Genomic DNA, 18,207 nt, shown 5'->3' with positions numbered 1-18,207 from the left:
CCGCCACTCTTGCGCGAACGTGACGGATCCCCACGGCGAAACGCCTCGAAGATATGGGCGGCGACCTCCTCGCTGATGCCAGGCCCCTCATCTTCCACACTCAGGATGCACTGGGTGCCCGAACGATGCAGGCGCACGGTCAGCATGCCCGGCACCGCGTGCTTCTGGGCATTTTCCAGCAGCGCCATCAGGGCCTGACGGATGCGAAGAGCATCGCAACAGACACAAAGCTCGGCATCGAGCTCCCGTTTGAGGGTGAAACCGCTCGCGGCCAGAGGGGTGGCAAACGCCTCAAGCACCACGGCAAGCTCGTCGGCCAGCCTGATCGCCTCTCGTTGCAGCTCCAGGTGGCCGCTGTCGTTGAGACTGAGTACCCGCAAGTCTTCGATCAGGTGGGTCAATCCCTCCACCTGACGCAGCAAGCCTTCAAAGAGCGCACGCTCTGGCGGAAATACCCCTTCGGCCAGCCCCTGCAAGCGGCCACGCAAGATGGTCACCGGGGTGCGCAATTCGTGGGCGATGGCGGCATTCCAGAACTCCCGCTCACGGGTCATGCTCTGCAGCCGTTCGGCCATGGTGTTGAAGTCCCGCACCAGTTGCGCCGTCTCCCCGATCGCCTGTTCATCCAGCGGCACACGGGCGTCGAGCCTACCCTGTGCCACCTCTCGCAGGCTGTTCGCCACCGAATTGAGCGGGGTCAGGATGCGCCGAGAGAGGCGCACCGCCACGTACAGCGCCATCCCCAATGCAATGAGAATGGTCGAGCCGATCCAGATCATCTCGACCCTGGAGGGCATCCAGCTCTCGGAGATGCTGCCAGGCACATAGGTCACGGCAATGGCGTAGAACACATAGGTGCCGATCACCGCGAGGCAGATGATGCCGAGCGCCATCAGCCCCAGAGAGCGGATGATCTGCCTGCGCAGGCCAGGTGCAGATGTCACGCATCGCCCCCGAAGCGATAGCCGACGCCCCAGACACTGGCGGGCACCCCCTGGATGCCCTGTGCCTCCAGCTTCTTGCGCAGCTTGCTGATGTGGCTGTCCACCGTGCGCTCCTGGGTATCCCCCTCCGGCAGGCAGTGGGTCAGCAGTTCGGCGCGGCTGAACACCCGCTTGGGTGCCCGCATCAGAGAGGCGAGCAACTTGAACTCGGTCAGGGTCAGATCCAGCACCTGCTGCCCCTCATCGCGGCAAATGCTGGCCTCGTGGCTCTCCAGATCGATCTGGAAGGGGCCGACCCGCAGCACCCGGGCCGTGCTCTGCTTCGCAGCCTGGCTGCGTCTGAGCACCGCCTGTACCCGGGCCACCACTTCGGCCGGGTTGAAGGGTTTGACCACATAGTCATCCGCCCCCATGCGCAGCCCCATCAGCTTGTCGAGATCCTGATCGAGGGCGGTCAGCATGATCACCGGCGTATCGCCGCGCGCCCGGATCTCGCTGAGCACCTGCCAGCCATCGAGCTGCGGCATCTGCACATCCAGCAACAGGAGATCGGGTTTGCATGTCTGGTACATGGCCAGGGCTTCGCGGCCATCGGCGGCATGCAGGGTGCGCAATCCGTGGCGTTGCAGGTAAGCGGCGAGGATGTCGGCTATCTCGGCTTCATCCTCTGCAATCAGTACCAGTGACTGGGCCGCCGGGTTGGCGGAAGCAGGAAGATACGACATGGTCGGACTCGAAAATGGGGGGCTTGAACTTTATCACCGCCTCCATGGATTCTCCACAAAGCCTCGAATCATTCGCAATAGCCCCTCGCCATAATGCCCGCTCGATGTGCTCTCGCGGCAACACCATGCCGGGGAGACGGTTTAACGAGGTGAGTATGATGTTTGTCAAACAGCGGTATGCGGGCACCCTGCTCGCCGTCATTGCCGTATTCGGATTGGCAGGTTGCGATGGGGCGACGCAAGCGCAAGATGCGCCGGCCCTTCCTCAGGTGTCGGTGATGACGCTGGCAGGTCAGGACCTGGTCATCAGCGAGGATCTGCCCGCCCGGGTAGCCGCGGTGCGCAGCGCCGAAATTCGGGCCCAGATCAGCGGCATCGTGCAGCGCCGCCTGTTCGAGCAGGGTGCCGAGATCAACGCAGGCACCCTGCTCTTCCAGATAAATCCGGCCCCCTTCAAGGCGGATGTCGACAGCGCCGCCGCCGCATTGCAGCGCGCGGAGGCCGTGCTGGCCCGCGCCCGTATCCAGATTGACCGTCTGGTGCCGCTGCTGCGCACCGAGGCCATCAGCCGCCAGACCTATGACGATGCCGTCTCCCAGCGTGATCAGGCGGCCGCCGACGTGGCTCAGGCCAGGGCGACCCTGGCCCGGCACCAGCTGAACCTGCAATTTGCCAGCGTGGAAGCCCCCATCGCCGGGCGCATCGATCAGGCGCTGGTGAGTGAAGGGGCCCTGGTGTCCCCCACCGATGCCACCCCCATGGCCAGGATCCAGCAGATCGATCAGGTCTACGTCGATGTGCGTCAACCAGCCTCTGTGCTGGACACCCTGCGCCAGCAGGCTGGCTCGACGGCACCGGAACTGACGGTGGACATCCTCGGCAGCGACGGCAAGCCGCTCGGCATGCAGGGGCACATCCTCTTCTCCGGCATCGAGGTGGATGCCGGTACCGGTGACGTACTGCTGCGGGTACTGGTGGACAACCCGGAGCGGCGGCTCTTGCCCGGCCTCTACGTACAGGCGCGTATTCCCCGTGCCCGCTATGCCAACGCCCTGAGCGTGCCTCAGCAGGCGGTGGTGCGCACATCGGGCCAGACCAGCGTGTGGGTGGTGGATGGCCAGGGGCAGGCACAACTGGTTCCGGTCAACACCGCTGAACTGGTGAATAGCCAGTACCGCATCACGTCCGGGCTCAACGCCGGACAGCGGGTGGTGATCGAGGGGATCGACCGCCTGACCCCGGGGACGCAAGTCATTGCCCATCCCTGGCAATCCCCCGCAGTCAGCCAGCAGGCTGACGCCGGTAACCGTTGAATCGGAGACATTTCATGCCGCAGTTTTTCATTCATCGCCCGGTGTTTGCCTGGGTGATCGCCCTCTTCATCGTGCTGGCGGGGGTCATCGCCATCCCCAAGCTGCCCATCTCCCGCTATCCCTCGGTGGCGCCGGTGTCGGTGACCCTCTATGCCACCTATCCGGGCGCCACGCCGCAGACCCTGAACGATGCGGTGGTGAGCCTGATCGAGCGCGAGCTGTCTGGGGTGAAGAACCTGCTCTACTTCGAGTCGTCGGTAGATGCCTCCGGCAGCACGCAGATCACCGCCACCTTCAAGCCGGGCACCGATCCGGAGCTGGCCCAGATGGATGTGCAAAACCGCATCAAGGCGGTCGAGCCTCGCTTGCCACAGGCGGTGCGGCAAACTGGCCTGCAGGTGGAGTCCGCCTCGTCCGGCTTTCTGATGATGGTCGGCATGACTTCACCGGATGGCCGCTTCGATGAGGTCGCGCTGAACGACTACATGGCGCGCAATATCGTGCAGGAGCTGCGCCGCATCGAAGGCGTGGGACGGGTGCAACTGTTCGGCGCCGAGCAGGCCATGCGCATCTGGGTGGATCCGGGCAAGCTCGCCGCCTACGGGTTGACCATCAGCGAGGTGGCGCAGGCCATTGAGCAGCAGAACGTGCAGATTGCACCGGGGCGCCTCGGCGACGAACCCGCCCAGCCTGGCCAACGACTGACGGTTCCCCTCACGGTAGAGGGGCAACTGACCACTCCCGAGGCGTTCGCCGCCATCGTGCTGCGGGCCGGAAGTGATGGCGCCAAGCTGGTGCTGGGTGACGTGGCCCGGGTCGAGCTGGGGGCGCAATCCTACGCCTTTTCCAACCGCGAGAACGGGGTGGCTGCCACCAGCGCCGCCATCCAGCTCTCCCCCGGCGCCAACGCCGTGCGCACCGCCGATGCGGTACGCACTCGCCTTGCACAGCTCTCGCCAACCCTACCGGCGGGAATGGCCTATTCGATCCCGTTTGACTCGGCCCCCTTCGTCAAGGTCTCCATCGACAAGGTGATCCACACCCTGCTGGAAGCCATGGTGCTGGTGTTCCTGGTGATGTTTCTCTTCCTGCAGAACCTGCGCTACACCCTGATCCCGGCCATCGTCGCCCCCATCGCCCTGCTCGGCACCTTCGCGGTGATGCTGCTGGCCGGCTTTTCCATCAACTCCCTGACCATGTTCGGCATGGTGCTGGCCATCGGCATCATCGTCGACGACGCCATCGTGGTGGTGGAGAACGTCGAGCGCCTGATGGCCACCCAGGGGCTATCGCCCAGGGAGGCGACATCGCGGGCCATGAAGGAGATCACCGGGGCGGTGATCGGCATCACTCTGGTGCTCACGGCGGTGTTCATCCCCATGGCGTTCGGCAGCGGCTCCGTGGGGGTCATCTACCAGCAGTTCACCCTGTCGATGGCGGTGTCGATCCTGATTTCCGCCTTCCTCGCCCTGACCCTGACGCCGGCGCTCTGCGCCACCCTGCTGCGTCCGGTCAGCCCGAGTCACCATGAGAAGCGCGGTTTCTTCGGCGCCTTCAACCGGGGCGTCGAGCGGCTCACCACAGGCTACGGCGTTCGGGTCACCCGGCTGGTCGGGCGCAGCGGACGCGTGATGGCTACCTTCGCCGCCCTCTGCGCCGTGCTGGCCATTGCGGCCACCCAGCTGCCCTCCTCTTTCCTGCCGGACGAGGATCAGGGCTACTTCATGACCTCCATCCAGTTGCCGACCGGCGCCACCAGCGAGCGCACCCTGGCCGTCATCAAGGAGTTCGAGGCCCATGTGGCCTCTCGCGAGGCGCTCGACACCAACCTGGTGGTGCAGGGCTTCAGCTTCTCCGGCGCCGGCCCCAATGCGGCCATGGCCTTCACCATGCTCAAAGACTGGGACCAGCGTCATGGTGCCACGGCCGCCGAAGAGGCAGAGCTGGCACAGGCCGCCATGGCCAACAGCAAGGAAGGCACAGTGATGAGCCTGCTGCCACCCGCCATCGACGAACTGGGCACCTCTTCGGGTTTCACGCTCTTCCTGCAAGACAGGGCCAACCAGGGGGAAGCCGCACTGCTGGCCGCCCAGGCGCAACTGCTGGCACTGGCGGCCCAAAGCGAAGTGGTGAGCGATGTCTATCCCGACAGCCTGCCCCCCGGCGAGAGCATTCACCTCGAGATCAACCGGCAGAAGGCCGAGGCCATGGGACTCTCGTTCACCAGCGTGAGCAGCACCCTGTCGGCGGCGATGGGATCGCTCTACATCAACGATTTCCCCAACGGCGGGCACATGCAGCAGGTCATCCTGCAGGCCGACGCGTCGGCGCGCATGCAGCTCGATGACGTACTCGGCCTGCGGGTGCGCAATGCCAGCGGTGGCATGGTGCCCCTGCGGGAGGTGGTGACGCCGACCTGGCGCCAGTCGCCGCAACAGATGATGCGCTTCGAGGGCTTCCCCGCCGTGCGTCTCTCCGGGAGTGCCGCCCCCGGGGTGTCCAGTGGCGCCGCGATGGCGGAAATGGATCGCCTGGTGGCGCAATTGCCGCCAGGCTTCGCCCTGGCCTGGACGGGACAGTCGCTGCAGGAGCGCCAGTCGGCGGCCGAGGCCCCCCTGCTGATGCTGCTGTCGGCGCTGGTGGTCTTCCTGGTGCTGGCCGCGCTCTACGAGAGCTGGTCCATTCCGCTCTCCGTGATGCTGGTGGTCCCCCTGGGCCTGCTCGGCGCCGTGGCGGCGGTGATGCTGCGCGGCATGCCCAACGACGTCTTCTTCAAGGTGGGCATGATCACCATCATCGGTCTGTCGGCCAAGAACGCCATCCTCATCGTGGAGTTTGCCCGCCAGTTGCACGGCGAAGGGCGCTCGCTGCTTGACGCTGCGGTGACCGCCGCCCGCCTGCGCCTGCGCCCCATCCTGATGACGTCGCTCGCCTTCACCCTCGGCGTGGTGCCGCTGATGCTCGCCAGTGGTGCCAGCGCGGAGACCCAGCATGCCATCGGCACCGGCGTGTTCGGCGGCATGATCAGCGGCACCCTGCTGGCCATCTTCTTCGTGCCGGTCTTTTTTGTCTTCGTCATCGGCACCCAGGCGCGCATTCAGGCCTGGCGGGCACAGCGAGCACAGCGAGCACAGCACCGATCATGCTGACCGCTGCGCGGGTTTGCTGGCCCTGGGGAGGCGATGATCATGCTATGCATGCCTGGCACCATTTTGCGTTCCTTCGAAGAGGATGAGCGCGCCATGGTGCCGGGCCTCTGGTTCATGACCGATGCTGCGGGGCGACCCTATCGCGGGTTGCCTCTCCTGGGTTTGTGTCCAGCCCTCCGTCGCCGGTGCATCCTTGGTCTTCTCCAAGATGGCGATCTGCTATCTGGCACAGGGGGCTTGCACCATCCCGGGTCGGTGCCGACCCAGCAGGAACCCGGCATCAGCATCGCTCTGAAGACCGACGCCATTGGCCTCATCGACTGCATGCTGTCTGCCATCACCAGTCAAGGCTGGACACTCCTGGTGTCTGAACCGCTGGAGAGGCCCCCGCAAGGTTGATGACACCCTGGTTCTCATGCAATACACCATGAAATCGAAGTCAATTTAAGTGTTACTCAGAAATCGACACATCGCAATCACCTCAGATACATTGCAGATCTACTCCGATACTTTCCCTCTGATCGTCAGTCTCAAGAGAAAAATAAAATAAACCATTAAAAACAACACCATAAACTCTTTTCATTTAAAGATAACTCTTTCTTGCACATCCCATCAGCTGGTCGTCAGGACACGTTTTCTGTGATTTGAAACACAAACTTTGATCATCACAGGGGATAAGCATTGCATTGGAAATCGATTTCAAGAAAATGAAGCCAGCATGATTTGTCTTGGCATCGATTGCATAGCGTCTGTTTGAGTCTTGACGGTTCATCGCGGTGGATATTTTTCCCATTGATTGGAGTGGTCAGTATGAATGCATCAAAAAAAGGACTTTTGGCGTCGTTGATCGCCGCTGCCCTGCTTGGCGGGTGTGGTGGGGCCGATAATATCGACTCGAATAGTGGCAACACCGGTGGTAATAACGGTGGCGACAACGGTGGCACCACGCCCCCTGGCGACAGCACCCTGATCCTGTTCGGGGTCGGTGCCAATGGGGGTACAACCCCCAGCATCCAGTCAGAGAAGGACAACTGGAGCTTGCAACCGGTCACCGCTTCTCCCGTCGCCATGACCAGCATCAGCGCCGTGCTCATCAACAATGCCGGTACCGATGACACCGCCGATGTGCAGGTAGCCGGTGACGGAGATGGCACCTTCATGCTCAAATCCGCCACCCCTCTGAACCTGAGCAAATACGCCTCCGGTTTCATCGAGTTCCAGCTGCGGACCAAGAGCAAGGTGCCGGAAGTGCTCAATGCCTCCATCGACAACGAGTATCCCAACCGCAGCAGCCTGCCCATTGCCAGCGCCCTGACCGGTTCGGGCGACTGGGAAACGCTCACGCTGCCCATCAACTGCATGAAGCCCTTCCCCGGTGCCACGGCCATCAACCTCGCCACTGTGGGCACACCGTTCCACCTGGCCACCAAAGAAGCCTTCAACTACGAAATCACCAACATCAAGTACCTGCTCACCACCTCGGCCAAGCCCGTTGTCGACCCGGTCACCTGTGAAGCGCCTGGCGGCGCTACCGACCCGGGCACAGACCCAGGCACCGACCCGGGAACCGATCCTGGCACCGATCCAGGTACCAATCCGGACACAGGCTCCGGTGTCAACAATGCCCCCGCGCTGGTGGCCACCGATGCCGCACTCTACTACTCCGGTGACAAGAGCCAGGCCTTGGACCGCAGCGCCGATTACCCGGCAGCCAGCTTCGGCGGCACCCTGACCGATGAAAACCAGGTCATCACCATGGACCTGCCAGGCAATGGCGCCGCCTTCCTCGGGACCGACAGCGCCAATGGGGATCTCTCCGCCTATCAGGACGGCGCCATGCTGCTCGACCTGAAAGTCTCCAGCTACGGTGACTCCCCCAACATCCAGATCCGCATGGACGGTACCGCAGGCCCGGACTTTGGCACCTTCTTCACCATGGACAGCAACATCGTGCCCGATGACGACACCTGGTACCGCTGCATCCTGCCGGTCGCCTCTCTCATTCCGGCGGCCAACACAGGCTCGGTGCAAAAGGCGCTCTACCTGAGCGGGGCCTGGGACTCCATGGCCGGTCTGCGCTTCGCCTTCACCAACGTGGCCCTGAAAACAGCCATCCCGGCAGACTTTGACAGCAATCAGCCCTGCCAGCAGATCAAGTGACAAGGCATTGAATCTTCGAGAAATCGATTGAAAATAATTTTCTACGGATTGGAGCAATAAGATGAAATTGAAGTCACTCGCCTTGTTTGTCGGGGCATGTTGCGGGCTGGCAGTGCCCGCAGTATCGAATGCCGCCGAGAGTTTTGGCTTCCACGGTTATATTCGTGCCGGCTCGATGTTTGACGCCAAGGACAACTTCGCCAAGGCGGGGTACGAATATGAGATGGACAAGACCATGGGGCGCCTGGGCTCCGAGCTGGACAACAGCTGGGAAGCGGGCCTGAACAAGTTGTGGGATCTGGGCAGCAACAAGTCGGTCAACATCCACTTCAAGGTGGAGTCCGATGCCGACGGCCTGCAAACCCGAGCCGCGCCTCGCGAAAGCGGTGTGTCAGAAACCTATGTGGAGCTGGGTGGCATCACTCCGACCGGGACCATGTGGGGCGGCCTGCGCTATTACGACCGCGAGAACTACATCTGGACCACCGACTATTTCTATACGGACTACTCGGGAACCGGCGTCGGCATCAAAGCCATGGAGATGGCGGGTGGCAAGTGGGACTTTGCCTATATCAACAGCAACGACACCAGCCACTCCGACCGCGCCAATGGCACTGAAGCCACCATGCACACCCTCCACACCAGCGCCCTCTACGGTGCCTGGGACATGGAGATCGCACTCAAGCAGATGCCCAGCAACGAGTTCACCGGCGACAACAAGCAATATGCGACCAAGGGGGCAGAAGGAACCGTCATCTATTCCCGCGACGACTTCTTCTTCATGCCGGGGGGCTTCTCCAAGTTCATCGCCCAGGCAGGACGTGGGCTGGGTTCAGGGGACTTGCTGGGTGCCAACCTGACCAATACCGCCATGTATCGCAAGGGCTCCCTGTATCAGAAGACACTGCAGGACAAGGCTGATGGCTATAAACCCTACCAGTCCAAGGTGATGGAAGGCGATCAATCCTACCGCCTCTTCCTCTGGGGTGGCTGGTATGGCGCCAATATTCATCTGCTGCCGACCCTCTCCTACCAGTACAACGACTACGAGCTGGGTGGCCATGACTCCTGGTATGCCGCATCTCTGCGCCCGGTATTCCCGATCAATGAGTTCTTCTCCATCCAGACGGAAGTCGGATATGTGAAAAACAACCTGATCATCGACAACGTCGAACGGGGTGGCACCTCTCACAAGGTCAGCATAGTGCCGACCTTCACCGTCAATACCGGCATGGGGCCCTCACCGGAGATCCGCATTCTGACGACCTATGTCGATCACAACAACGAGACCCCCTGGCAGGAAGACCGGGAAGATTTCCTGGTCGGTGTACAGGCGGACATGTGGTGGTAGGTTAGGTCGCGATACTTATCTGCACTATAATCTCGGGTCCCTTGGGGGACCCGCATTGCATACGAGGAAACACGATGAAGGGAACGAAGCAGTGTCTGCCTTTCCTGGTCAGTCTGCTGATGGCCGGATGCGCCGGCATGGGCCCGGAGCATTCGCCAGGATCGGCAGTCTCCGCCCTGCAGCAACAGGTTGAACAAGGTCGGGAACAATTGTCGAACAAGGTGGCGGTCGAGTCGTTCAAGGAACTTCGCTTCCAGTCCCTCGGGCAGGAGAGCCGCTGGGTCGATGTGAGCACCGACAGCCAGGTCTATGCATTTGATTCAGGCAAAAGCTATGTAATGGCCTTCTCGCTGCCCGAAGTCAGCCAGGCGACTCGCGTCAAAATAACCATTCCGGTCGACTATACCGTCTTCCTGCCCAGCATCCTGTTGCTGGACGAGCAATACAACGCCGTTCAAACCATTCCCGGTTCCACATTCAGTTATGACGGTCGTTCGTTAATTTCAGGGCAGAACATTCAGGGGGAATTCACCATTCCAGCCCCCATCGGCAGCGCTCGGGCCGCCTATATGGTGATTTATTCCACGGCGAAGGACATGCAGGGCAGTACCCGGCTCAACCCGGACGATCTCCAGCGCGCCATGCAATATGATCGCACCACGGATGTCGCCCGCCTCATCAATGTGGAAGTGCCTCACTCTGCTACCGGGCGCCTATATTTGACGCTGGACGCAGAGCCCGCTGCAAATGCGACGCAGATCGCAAAAACCATATCGCCCGTGATGGTCTCACCAGATAAATCGTTGGGCGAACTGGATTATTATCAGCATATTCGCACTGCCGTTCAGAGCAAAAACTATGAGCAGGCGCTCGCCTGGGTCAAAGCCGCCGAGCAAGCCGGTTTTACCAAGGCAAAAGAGGTCTTTTTTGCCGCCCAGCAGTAGCGTTCCCTCCCCTGGCAAGGCGCATCATCGCTTGTCACCACCTGGGGAAACGGGTATCCTAACTTGCTGATTTATTAAGAAGATATTCATATAACACTGGCCATGACCAGGGGTTTTCACAGTCGAGTACGGAGGGGGGATGTCGAAGTCAGCTCAGGAGAAAAAAGCCACTGTCTATGATATCGCCCGCCGAGCCGGTGTCTCGGCAAGCACTGTATCCCGGATATTGAACGGCTCCGCCAAAGTGGCCGCAGATAAACGTCAGGCGGTGGAAGATGCCATTCAGGAATTGAATTTTCGTCCCAACCTGATGGCGCAATATTTGAAAACGGGTCAGTCCATGACCCTGGGTGTTTTGACCCAACATGTGGAGAGTCCATTTTCCAACGAAATGTTGCGGGGTGTTGAACACACTCTTCAGGGCATGGAGTATGTGCCGCTGATTGTCAGCGGTCACTGGAATGCGGAAGAAGAAGTTGAGCGGTTGCGTCTGCTGGTGGCCCGGCGGGTTGATGGCCTTATTATTTTGACCGGCCACGTCAATCAGCAAACACTGCTCGAGTTTTCCCAGCAAATACCGATTGTGGCCACAGGTCACAATATCATGACCGAGCGGGTACACTCCTTCAGCATCAATAACCGGCTGGGTGGCTACATGGCGACTCGCTATTTATTGGATCTGGGTCATCGTGACATCGCCCATATCGTCGGTTTGCCGGATCATAACGATGCCATCGAGCGTCATCATGGCTATCGCCAGGCCCTGGTGAGCGCAGGTATCGAATATGACCCCTCCCTGGTCATCCAGGGGGATTTCGCCGAAGTCGGCGGGCTCAATGCCGTCAAGAAGCTGGTGGAGAGCGGCCGGAAATTCTCCGCCATCTTCTGCGCCAACGATCAGACCTGTTACGGGGCCATTCTGGGTCTCAAGCAGTGCGGCTTGCGGGTGCCTGAGGATGTTTCTCTCATCGGTTTTGACGACCTGCCCTTCTCCACCTTTTCCAACCCGCCATTGACCACGGTGCGCCAGCCCATCTACGAGATGGGAGTCAAGATGGTCAAGACTCTGTTGGGTTTGATCGAGAACACGGAGCTGAACTCGGACGAACTGCCCGAATTGAGCATTGTGGTGCGTGATACCACACTGCCGTACAAGGGGTGAACACAGACCGGGGCTGTTCCCTGCGCAGCATCAGATCACAGCATCAGCGCAAAGCGGCCTTCGGGCCGTTTTTCTTTTATTTGCCGCCTGCCCAGCGAATGCCTTGCCCCTGCCGCGACTTCCACCTTGACTCTCTGACATAGCACAGAGACCACACACAACCTGGCGTCCCTCTTCTGCCGACCCTCAATCCGGCCTGGCCCCATGACACCAGCCAAAGCCTGGCAATCACAACCCGATGGACCCGGTCGACCTGAATGAAACAAGGCACCTGAAGGCGCCTTGGGGAGTGTGCAGATCCCTGCGGGAGCGTGGCCACCGTCAAGGCGCTGCGAAGGGGGATTCCGTCCCGGTGGGCGCGCTGGTTGCCAGCGTGGGGAGAGGCTCGTCCGCTTCACACAGACTGGCTCTTCTCGTGGCCGCCTTCTGGGGGGGATACCAGCTTGCCAACCCCTGCTGGATGCGCGCGGCGGCCGCTTCCGGCGTCATGGTGCCAAGCACCACGGATTGCGATACCTCCGCAAGCTCTGTGGTAAGCGATGGCTCACCCCGGGTGAGGAACTGCGCCCCCAGACGCAAGGTGGAATCGCAGGTATCCCGCCAGCCCATCATGGTGCTCGCCACCGGATCCTTGAGCTCGAAGAAGTGATTGGAGAGGGAGAAAAAGCCGGGCACCGAATTGGAGAAACGCTCGGCAAAGTCGGCGCTTGCCATCCACTCCACCAGTTTCAGGGCGGCCTCCTTGTTCGGGCTGGCGGCATTGATGCCGATCCCCATGTCGGTGTGATCGGTGAAATAGCAGGAGTCCCCCTCCCGCGCGACGGGGGGCGGGAAGGCACCAAAATTGACCTTGCCGGTGAACTGGGCAAGCGACCAGGAGCCCGCCACTATCATGGCGGCCTTGCCCGCGGCAAAGGCATCCACCGCCTGTGCTTCGGTGGCATCGGCCGGATGGGCCCCTATGTAGGGCCGCCAGCTCGCCAGCTCACGAAACGCCGCCACATAAGGGGCATCGGTCACTCGCGCCTGACCGTTGATCAGGGCCAGGCGGCCATCTTCCCCATGCCAGTAATTGGGACCGATATTCTGATAACCAAGCTCGGAGACCACCCAGCTGTCGTGAGCCGCCAGTGCCAGCGGCAGATAGCGGCCATCCTGCTTCACCTTCTCCAGCACGGCGAAGAAGTCAGCACGGGTTCGCGGCGGTGTCAGCCCAAGGGCGTTGAAGATATCGACATTGAAGTAGAAACCCTGGATCACGGAGGCAATGGGCAGGCAGAAGGTCTGGGCCCCGGAGTCGGTCTGCCAGGCGGCCTTGGCAAAGCTCGGGAAGTTCTCCATCCCGGGCAGGTCCGTCAGATCCAGCAGATGCCCCTGCTGGAACAGCCGCAGGGACTGATCATAAGGACGGCAAGTGATGAGATCCCCCGCCTTCCCCGCCGCCAGCCGCTCGGCAAGCTCCCGATCGTAATCCGCCGAGCGCTGCGAATGCAGCTTAAGGGTGATCTCGGGATGGATAGCCTGAAAACGGGGCAGAAACTGCTCCTTCCAGAGCGCCTCGTCATCCACGCGCCAGGTTTCCAGCACCAGCTCCTGGGATACCGCCGCCGTACTCAGCCCCCAGACCAGCAGGGCACTCACAGATTTCCACATCGCCTCTCTCCTACACCTTGAAACGGGCCACCAGACTCTGCTGCTGGCTGGCCAGCCCCGACAACACCTCACCACTGCTCGCCGATACCCGGGACGCCTGCTCGGTCTCGTGAGCCACGTCTGCGATGGCCGCCACGTGCTGGGCCACTCCCTGACTCACCGAAATCTGCTCCGCTGCGGCATAAGCCATGTGATCCGCAATCTCCTTGATGGCCTCCATGCGCGAGGCGATCCCCCCCAGGGCACTTTCGACATCCCGGGTCTGCTGCACACTCTGCTGGGTCTGCTCATGGCTCTGGGCCATCACGCTCGCCACATCGCGGGCGCATCCCTGCAGGTTGTCGATCATCACCTGGATCTCCTGGGTCGCCCCTTGTGAACGGGTAGCCAGCGCCCGCACCTCCTCGGCCACCACCGCAAAGCCCCGCCCGGCCTCCCCGGCACGGGCCGCTTCGATGGCCGCATTGAGGGCCAGCAGGTTGGTCTGTTCAGCCATGCCACGGATCACCTCGAGAATGTTGCCAATGTTGCTGCTGTAGCCTTCGAGCTTGCGGGTGATCGCCATGGCCCCGGCGATGTCGGTCGCCAGTTGCTCGATGCCATCCCGATTGGCCTGCATCAGATGACGTCCGCGCCGGCTCTCGTCATTGGCCTCCCCCACCTCCCGACGAACATGATCGCTCGAGCGCGCCACTTCGGTCGCACTGGTCTCCAGCTCGAAGATGGCGGCCGCCACCTGATCGGTCTGGGCCTTCTGCGCCTGCACCTGCGACATCACCTGCTCGCCGATCTCCGCGGTCTTGCGCGTCTCGCTCACCAGGTACTCAGAGCCGCTCTGGACCTCCATCAGGAGCGTCTTGGTGTGGTGGGCCAGCTGGTCGATGGAATTCGCGACCTCACCAAGCTCGTTCCTGGCGGGGTAGCGTACTCGCAGCGTCATGTCCCCTTGTGCCATCAGACCGAGAACCCGATTGATCCGCCCCAGCGGCACCTGGATGCTGCGGGCCGTACTCCAGGCAACAATGAGGGCGATGAGCACGGAACACAGGGCCACCATCACGATCCAGGTGCGGGCGCTGTCAACCGCGACGTCGGCACTCAGCCTGTCCTCCTGCATGCTCTGGTTGCTGATGGCGATAAGCCTGTCCAGGACCTCCCCCAGTTGGTGGCTCTGCGCCTCCTGCTGTTCACGCAAGCCATGGAGTTGCTGGCTGATTTGCTGACGGCGCACCAGGGTGGCAATCAGCCCCTTGTCGCCAAATACCAGCTGGGGAATGCGCGCCACATGGCGGGTGAACCTGGCCTTGACGTCATCAGGGACAACAATCCGCTCCAGACGCTGGTTCGCAATGTCGATGTCTTTGGCCAGCACCCCCTGTAGCGCCACCAGATCCGTGTTGCCGTCGGCACGCAGGATCAGCTTGAGATCCCGTGCAATACCGCTGGTGATGAGCTCCGCCTTGTTCTGCAAAGAGCGCCGACCCGCCGTGTAACGCACCAGCAGGTCTGCCGCCGAACGGTAGTTGTCGTCCAGGTGCAGCAGCTCGCTCCGCATCCGTGCGAGCACCCGCTCCAGCTCGACCGACTCTTCGTGCAGGCTCATCAACTGCTCAGAGATGGTAAACAGCCGGGGGGCCTGGTCGGTGACCCGGGCGAGTTGCCGCTCACTCTCGGTATCGAGTGTCAGGGCCGCGAATGCCTTGATGTGCTGCTCATAGCGGACCTTGTCCTGGGCAACACGCTGACGGGACTCGGGGAGCGCCGACGTCTCCCAGATGGCGAGATGCGCCAGGCTGTCCCTGTCGGCCATCAGCAACGCGGCGCGCAGCCGGCTGGCGGTCAGGGCCTGAGGCGTCGCCTCTTCGGTCACCTGCTGGAAACGACCGTGAATGGAGGTCGTTTTCAGGTAACTGATGGCCCCGAGCAATAGCAACAGGACCAGCAGCAGCGTAAAGCCCAATCTGATCCGCTGTACGATCGACATCCTTCTCTCCCACCTCTCCCTCCGCATCGGGGCGGAGCCGGTTATCAAGGCACCAGGAGCCCGACAGGCATCCTGGTACATCTGGCTGACGGCTTATCGACTCAACCTGCCCTGGCAATCGAGCCTGACCACTTCCCCTGAGGCCCCCAGCAGAGAAGCCGGTACCCAGCGAACGGTCGCCATGTCGATGCGTGCCTGTCCACTGGTGCCCAGGATGAAGGGGGTATTGACCTTCGCGAAGTCCATGCCCTCTTCGAGGCAGCGCAGGGGCAGACTCAGGGTCACCCACTTCTGCGGGGGCAACTGGCGCAAGGCCGGAGCAATCTCGATGGACTTGCCGCAGGGCCAGCCACACTGCAGCCCCAGCGTCATGTCCCCCGCTGGCGCCTGCTGCACCCGCAGCGTCACCTGCAGCTCGCTCTCGCCCTTCAGGTAGGTGCGACGATCCGCCCCCTTGACCTGGGTGGTCTGCAACTGGATCGTGGCCCCGGAGTCGACACCCGGCTTGTCCGCCCCGAGGAAGGTGACCGCTCGCGCATCCTGCTGGCGCAGGTAGTCGATGGGCTGAACCTTGATGAAGGTCATCTCGGTCACGCTGTTGCCGGAGACTTCAGTCCCCGTCCAGTTGCTGGCATCCCCCATGCGCAGACGGTGTTCTTCACCCGCCTTTGGCCCGAACAGCTCGAGCACCTTGTCAGCGGCGCTCAGTTTGGCGGGGTCGCTCTCGTTGCAGCCGAAGGTGCGTTTATCCAGGGCCAGGGTATTGAGGTTGCTGACCCGGGCCGCCACAGGGGAAGGCTTGCCGTAGCTGAGCCCGTAGCCATAGGGGAAGAGCGGTGCGTACTCACCCGCTGGATCCTGCTCGAAGGCTGGACGCTGCCAGCCCGGGATATGGGTGGGCGTGCGATTGATGGTGGTGGCGCACTTGCTGAAGGGCCACGAGAAGGAGAGGCGTCCCTGGAAGTCATGGGCCACCTTGCCCTTGGCATCCCTGAACAGCAGATCGGTGATTCCCTCCCCCTCGGTGCCCGGCAGCCAGGCGGCGACAAAGGCGGAAGAGAGATTGAGCTCCTCATTGACGTAGAGCGGACGTCCGGAGAAAAGCACGGTCACCACGGGGATGCCGGCCGCCTTCAGCCGCTTGAGGGTCAACAGGTCCTCGTGATAGCTGCTCTTGAGATCCCCATAGGCAAGGGTCTTGTTGTCAGGAATGTCGCCGAACCACTCGGCATAGGGATCCTCCCCCATGACCAGGATGGCGACATCGGGCTTGGCTCCCGCAAACTCACCGGATCCCGTGCTCACCTGCACATGATCCGCACCGACGGTGGCGGTCACCGCATCCAGCACGCTCTGGGCACCGGGGAAATCACCGCGCCCGTTTTCGCTGCCTTGCCAGGTCAGGCTCCAGCCCCCCACCTGCTTGCCCAGATCGTTGGCGGCGCTTCCAGCCACCAGCACCCGGCTCTGCCGGCTCAGGGGCAGGATCCTGCCCTCGTTCTTGAGCAGCACCAGCGACTTGCGTACCGCCTCCCGGGCCAGCGCCTTGTGCGTCACGGCACCAAGTTCACCCTGCTTGCCCGCCAGCTCACGGGCCGACGGCATGGGTTTCTCCCACAGCCCGGCCCGCATCTTGACCCGCAGGATACGCGTCACGGCATCGTCGATCCGGCTTATCGGGATCTGCCGGCTCGCCACGCCATCGAGCAGGCTCTGGCGAAACTCCATCCAGTCCTTGCGCGCCGTGACCATGAAGATGTCGACCCCGGCCAGCACCGCAGGCAGGCAGCTCCCCATGGTGCAACCGGCGATCTCGCTGTGACCGTTCCAATCAGAGACGACAAGGCCATCAAAGCCCATCTTGCCCTTGAGCACGTCGGTCAGCAGATAGCGGCTGCCGTGCAGCTTGCCGTTGTACTCAACCCCGTCTTCTGGCAGCACGTCGCGGTTGAGCTCGTTGTGCCAGCTGTTGAACGAAGCCATGACCACCTGGGCACCGGCATCCAGCCCCGAGAAGTAGCCCACCGCGTGCAGGTTGCGCAGGTCCTCTTCCGAATAGAAGTTCTGACCCCGGTCGACCCCGTTCAGGGTACCGCCGTCCCCCACGAAGTGTTTCACGTTCGAGATGACATGGCGCTGGCCGCGCAGATCCGTCGCGGAACCTTGCAGGCCACGCACCATCTCGCCGGCATAGTGATAGACGATGGCGGGATCTTCGGAATAGCCCTCATAGGTCCGGCCCCAGCGATCATCCCTCGGCACCGCCACCGTCGGGGCGAAGGTCCAATCCAGCCCGGTGGCGGCCACTTCCCGCGCCGTCACCTGGCCGATACGGTAGATGAGATCCGGATCCCGCGCCGCCCCCAGGCCGATATTGTGCGGGAACAGGGTCGCCGCGAAGACGTTGTTGTGGCCGTGCACCGCATCGGTCGCCCACATGAAGGGGATGCGATACCCCCTGCCCTCAAAGCCCGCTTCCGCCGCCTGCCAATAGGTGTCGGCCTGGTGTGCCCAGTCCTGGGCCGACGCGTGTTTGTTGTTGCCGGGCCAGCCCCCCCCTCCGTTGAGGACGGAGCCAATCTTGTAGCGCGTCACCTCCTCAGGTGTCACTTCACGAAAGTCGGGCTGGATCATCTGGCCCACCTTCTCCTCCAGGGTCATCCGGGAGAGCAGAGCCTGGATCTGGCGCTCCATCCCCTCGTCCCTGGCAATGGCGCTGTGGATCTGCGGCCAGGTGGAAAAATAGGGCATGGTCGACAACTCATCCGCCATCCCGGCACTCCAGATGCCGCACCCCACGAATAGGCAGGTCATAGACCTGG

At 62.2% G+C, this 18,207-nt stretch carries 11 protein-coding genes; 6 read left to right on the top strand and 5 right to left on the bottom strand.

The genetic code is table 11. From position 1 onward, the window contains the following. Together AACR77_RS22590 and AACR77_RS22585 are read right to left on the bottom strand one after the other, a co-directional pair. The coding region (locus AACR77_RS22590) for an ATP-binding protein (protein WP_042877844.1) at nucleotides 1-944 on the bottom strand (944 nt) is incomplete at its 3' end. Continuing rightward, entirely contained in the window at nucleotides 941-1,669 is a 729-nt protein-coding gene (locus AACR77_RS22585; protein WP_042877841.1) for a response regulator, read from the bottom strand. The genes AACR77_RS22585 and AACR77_RS22590, both read right to left, overlap by 4 nt. Nucleotides 1,670-1,824: 155 nt before the next feature. Here AACR77_RS22585 and AACR77_RS22580 point away from each other — a divergent pair, with 155 nt between their 5' ends. The 6 genes from AACR77_RS22580 to AACR77_RS22555 all read left to right on the top strand — a co-directional run bounded on the left by AACR77_RS22580 (nucleotide 1,825) and on the right by AACR77_RS22555 (nucleotide 11,748). Continuing rightward, complete coding sequence (locus tag AACR77_RS22580) at nucleotides 1,825-2,982, top strand: efflux RND transporter periplasmic adaptor subunit (RefSeq protein ID WP_042877840.1); 1,158 nt, start codon at nucleotides 1,825-1,827, stop codon at nucleotides 2,980-2,982. A gap of 14 nt (nucleotides 2,983-2,996) precedes the next feature. Beyond that, nucleotides 2,997-6,131, top strand: coding sequence for a multidrug efflux RND transporter permease subunit (locus tag AACR77_RS22575; protein WP_042877838.1), 3,135 nt, complete (start codon nucleotides 2,997-2,999; stop codon nucleotides 6,129-6,131). An 810-nt stretch (nucleotides 6,132-6,941) separates the two neighbouring features. Beyond that, on the top strand, nucleotides 6,942-8,291 hold the full coding sequence (locus tag AACR77_RS22570; protein WP_139739425.1) for a putative glycoside hydrolase: 1,350 nt from the start codon (nucleotides 6,942-6,944) through the stop codon (nucleotides 8,289-8,291). A gap of 61 nt (nucleotides 8,292-8,352) precedes the next feature. Next, complete coding sequence (locus AACR77_RS22565; RefSeq protein WP_039041336.1) at nucleotides 8,353-9,642, top strand: carbohydrate porin; 1,290 nt, start codon at nucleotides 8,353-8,355, stop codon at nucleotides 9,640-9,642. Between the two features lie 74 nt (nucleotides 9,643-9,716). After that, the gene (locus AACR77_RS22560) at nucleotides 9,717-10,586 is read left to right on the top strand and encodes a MalM family protein (RefSeq protein WP_039041337.1); all 870 of its coding nucleotides are present in this window, start codon (nucleotides 9,717-9,719) and stop codon (nucleotides 10,584-10,586) included. Between the two features lie 139 nt (nucleotides 10,587-10,725). Then, nucleotides 10,726-11,748, top strand: coding sequence for a LacI family DNA-binding transcriptional regulator (locus tag AACR77_RS22555; protein ID WP_039041338.1), 1,023 nt, complete (start codon nucleotides 10,726-10,728; stop codon nucleotides 11,746-11,748). Between the two features lie 321 nt (nucleotides 11,749-12,069). Here AACR77_RS22555 and AACR77_RS22550 read toward each other — a convergent pair whose 3' ends face one another. From AACR77_RS22550 to AACR77_RS22540, 3 genes are all read right to left on the bottom strand, one after another. Beyond that, entirely contained in the window at nucleotides 12,070-13,401 is a 1,332-nt protein-coding gene (locus AACR77_RS22550; protein WP_042877834.1) for an ABC transporter substrate-binding protein, read from the bottom strand. Nucleotides 13,402-13,411: 10 nt separating this feature from the next. Beyond that, nucleotides 13,412-15,385: a methyl-accepting chemotaxis protein gene (locus AACR77_RS22545; protein ID WP_042877831.1), complete on the bottom strand. Its 1,974-nt coding sequence runs from the start codon at nucleotides 15,383-15,385 to the stop codon at nucleotides 13,412-13,414. Nucleotides 15,386-15,478: 93 nt separating this feature from the next. After that, nucleotides 15,479-18,157 carry a glycoside hydrolase family 3 protein gene (locus AACR77_RS22540; RefSeq protein ID WP_042877829.1) on the bottom strand — a complete coding sequence of 893 codons (2,679 nt, stop codon included), beginning with the start codon at nucleotides 18,155-18,157 and terminating at the stop codon, nucleotides 15,479-15,481. Between the last annotated feature and the right edge of the window lie 50 nt (nucleotides 18,158-18,207).

The sequence above is a fragment of the Aeromonas sp. ZOR0002 genome (assembly GCF_963866995.1).
Taxonomy (GTDB): Bacteria; Pseudomonadota; Gammaproteobacteria; order Enterobacterales; family Aeromonadaceae; genus Aeromonas; species Aeromonas caviae.
Note: the sequence above shows the minus strand (reverse complement) of the source record. Positions and strands in the feature narration are given on the sequence as shown.